Raw genomic sequence first — 3748 nt, 5'->3', positions numbered from 1 at the left:
CAAAAACACACGAACATTAGCCCTAAACATTCTGCTTTAGCTACGTTTTCCTCGTTGGCAACTAACGCCCTGTTAAGGTGTGAGCAACACAACACCAAAGCTTCCGCACACCGCCTTAAACGCAAAACGCAACGCATAGCAAAAATGCCAAGCGTTGCGAATCACTCTTAAACAGATTGTTAAGTGCTTTACCTTTTATTAAACCACTTAAATTTTTTCTCACGCCGATCTTCGTGTTCGACGTCGATTGTATGAAAGACCCTTACAGTGATAGATGGCTGGTCGTCTGAAGGCAAAGCTTCGATGTGATAATGAGTAATTGAACTCGAGCTCCACAAACGCTGCTCTCCTTCATCACCACTTAACGAATACACATTTTCGCAAGAGTCATCTGATTCAATCAGCTCGTAAGAAGGTGCTGTATGTGACCAAAATGTATTTCTATCCATTAACGACCTCCTTTTTCTCACTCAATGACTTGTTAGGATTACTCATAGTATAGTCTTTTAAGACGTTTGCATAAGCAATTTTTAAGGAAATTAAAAGTGATAAGTTATGACATAATGGTTTTAACATGGAATAAAAAGCTTCTGATTTCAACTCATTCTCCAAGAAATTAGTCCTATTCACATATATATTCACTACACATGCATGCATTATTGATTCATTAAACACATCCAAATCGTTAACATCTATATCAAATTTCAATAATGGGATTGATAAAATTGACTTAGGCTTATCTTTATCTTTTTCGTAATAGCTTCGGATATTTTTCTCGTAGTACCCGGTTTTGTGATCTCGATATTTAGGTGATTTAGCCAGTTCTTTGAAGAACAAATCAATATGTTCATTAATATTATCAACATATACCTCCCTTCTATTTATTATTGCTTCTGGCGCGCCAAATAAATTAGGGTGAGGTAGTTTATCACTCCAGTTAGAATCATGAGATACAGGCATACAAATAGCGGGAATTCCTTCCTTTTTTTCTGTGCTGCATTTCTTAAAGTTATTCTTTCTATCAATTTCACACGTGTAACTTTGATCACATGCTAGAACATAGTCACACTGTTCAAGGCGAGAGTGTAGATTTGAAGAAAACAAAAAAAACGGTGAACAGTCTATTGATTTCTTGGTAAATATAGAACTATTTTCTTGCTTATGATTAGCTTCACATGAAAAACTATCATGTGCAGCTCTAGCTGGAATCAAATTAAAAATGTTAGCCTTAACGTTAACATCGTGGTTCCCCTCATTGACTCTTTTCGTGACTAACAATATTGATTTCATACAGGTTTCAATAGCACTATCTAGAGTTTTGTCGTAGTTCTCTGATGTTTCGGGGTCTCCTAATACGGAGCCTGGCTTATTCTTCTCCAGCTTAACTATATTCTGTAAGTCTAAGACACAACTATTAATAATATTCATTGAATTCACAGTTTGAACACTATTTTCATTAATAGATTCGAAAGAAGGCCTAGATTGATTTTGTTGCTCTTTAACTTGGCTATAGATGTAATGAAGAACACTTAAAACTGAAGCTAAAATCACAGACAAACCAAAAAATAGGTTTTCAGATCCCCATACTTTTCCTTCAAACCACTGTTCTTGTAGCTTACTACCAAATACCGAAATAATTGACGCCCAAAATATACCGATTAATGTCAATAAAAGTTGGCCATAGGAAGAGTGCGTATGCTTAGCAATCTTCACTGTCATCTCAGAGCGTTTGGTCTTCATGAAAACCAGTGAAAGTACTAGCCCGACTAAAGCGGCAGCCGCTAAATATATTCCGATATCGCCAACTTGAGCCAACTTAGTTGAAAAGTAACTCGGTACTTCTGCGGCATTTCCATTTTGGTGCTCCATTATCCTCACTCTAGTATGCATACAAAAAATTGCGTAATTATATCTTCTTTCAAGTTAAGGCGCTATCGCTAACATCGCTCGCAAGCACTTAACGCCCTGTTAAGGTGTGAGCAACGCAATACCAAAGCTCCCGCATACCACCTTAAACACTAAGCGCAACGCATAGTAAAAATGCCACGCGTTGCGAATCACTCTTAAACAGTTTGTTATTGCGCTTTTAACTACGAATCTTCCTTTAAACTTGCTCTTACTACGTCAACCATGTCTTTATTAGTCAATCTAAAGTTGTAATGCTGATATTCCCTACTTAATTTTTCTTTGTGCCCTTGGGCTATTTCGTCTAATTCTTTTTTATAGTCAATCAACTCTTGCTGATACTCGGCTTCGTCTCGAGTATCAATCGACCAAAGGTTAAACAAGAACCAAAGTAGTGCTGCTTTTTCGGTAACAATTAATTTCTCTTCCGATAAGCCATAGTCAACTATCAGAGTTTCTTTTTTTAGTGAACTTAAGCGTCCATGGGGAATTAGCATTAAAGGAATTTGAGTATTCCACTCTTTATCAGAACTTAACTCTTCAGTAACCTTGCGCTTTTCTTCGACACACTCCTCAACATCGCAAGCTCTTGAAAAATTAAAGTTTCTAAACACACCTGTACCATCTTCTTTCCGATGGTAGGCTCTAAAAATCCAGTTTCGACCATCGAATAGAAGACTTAGTGGAAACAACATTCGGCGATCATGATTATCACTACTACTTGAAAGGTATTTACACGTTACCGCATAACCTAGAGCCATAGCCCTTGTTATTCTTTCCACGTTCTTTGTTTTCAGGTTGCTAGCAACATGTCCAACACGAACATAACCTAACTCGGGGGTATCATATAGTTTGTTCCTGTTAAAACCATTTGCAAGCATGCCTAACGCTGTCTCAGCGTCCAGATTAAGCAATGGATCAAACCCTTTTCTAACGATTTCGTTAAACCTAAGTTTAGGGTTGTACCTCATATTGTCTTCTCTCAAAGAAGAGTATCTAGCCATCATTTTAGATGCGGAAGCTTCAGCTAGCCCAAACATATTATGTAAGTCAGAACGATTAATCGAGCCTGTAAACCTTAACTTGAAGTCAATGTAAGCCATTCGTTCTGCGATGTTTTGATCATCTACTTCAAAATTAAACATTGTATTATTTTTCATTCTCAACCCCTCTTCCTAGAAAGAGGATAGCATCTAAAAACAAGCAAAAACACCTACATTTTATATAGGGTATACTTTTTAGAGGGTATGGCGGGATTTTTTAGCCGCAATGGTTGACTTAGTTGAACAGCTCAGTTATTGTACTATGCGTTAAAGGTGTATCCTTTAACAAAAGAAAACCCCTTACTCCACGCCAATGGAATAAGGGGCTAATTCATTGTCTAGCTTATGCGCCAACATAAGCAAAGACGTTCCACCAAAGAGAAGTGACTCTGAGATGAAATTTATGTTTGAGAAACGGATTATAGACTCTCTGTTCCAATGGAACAAGGCATATTGCCGGGATGAGCTTCTCATTTCTATGAGGTGCCAACCATGGCTACTACCACTTGCCCGCATTGCGGGAACACATGTCCAGTAATTTTTCGTCCATACATTCATACAAAAGATGGGCAAATTCGTTACCCGAAAAAGTCTCGAGTTTTCCCAATTCCTGTCTGTGACTGTAAGAAAAAAGAATAGTAATTATACAAGAGCCTCTGATGAGGCTCTTTTTTGTTCAAGCGCTATAACGCCGCATTAAGGGGTGAACAACGCCCCCCCCCCCCCAAACTAAACCATTGTGCCGTAAACACTAAAGCTAGTTCAAACCAAAACTGCCTAGCGTTGTGAATCCCTCTTAA

3 protein-coding genes are annotated in these 3748 nt (G+C 38.0%); all 3 read right to left on the bottom strand.

Translation table 11 applies throughout. The features are described 5' to 3' along the window. Positions 1-188: 188 nt before the first annotated feature. The 3 genes from HCZ42_RS21535 to HCZ42_RS21520 all read right to left on the bottom strand — a co-directional run bounded on the left by HCZ42_RS21535 (position 189) and on the right by HCZ42_RS21520 (position 3065). Entirely contained in the window at positions 189-449 is a 261-nt protein-coding gene (locus tag HCZ42_RS21535) for a hypothetical protein (protein WP_119464761.1), read from the bottom strand. Beyond that, positions 442-1869 carry a hypothetical protein gene (locus tag HCZ42_RS21530; RefSeq protein ID WP_167422712.1) on the bottom strand — a complete coding sequence of 476 codons (1428 nt, stop codon included), beginning with the start codon at positions 1867-1869 and terminating at the stop codon, positions 442-444. Before HCZ42_RS21530 ends, HCZ42_RS21535 begins: the two co-directional genes overlap by 8 nt. Positions 1870-2090: 221 nt before the next feature. Then, the gene (locus HCZ42_RS21520; RefSeq protein WP_167422711.1) at positions 2091-3065 is read right to left on the bottom strand and encodes a WYL domain-containing protein; all 975 of its coding nucleotides are present in this window, start codon (positions 3063-3065) and stop codon (positions 2091-2093) included. Positions 3066-3748: the final 683 nt, after the last annotated feature.

Origin of the sequence: Vibrio hepatarius (genome assembly GCF_011806575.1) — a bacterium.
Classification (GTDB): Bacteria; Pseudomonadota; Gammaproteobacteria; order Enterobacterales; family Vibrionaceae; genus Vibrio; species Vibrio hepatarius_A.
This window is presented reverse-complemented; position numbering and strand designations above follow the sequence as displayed.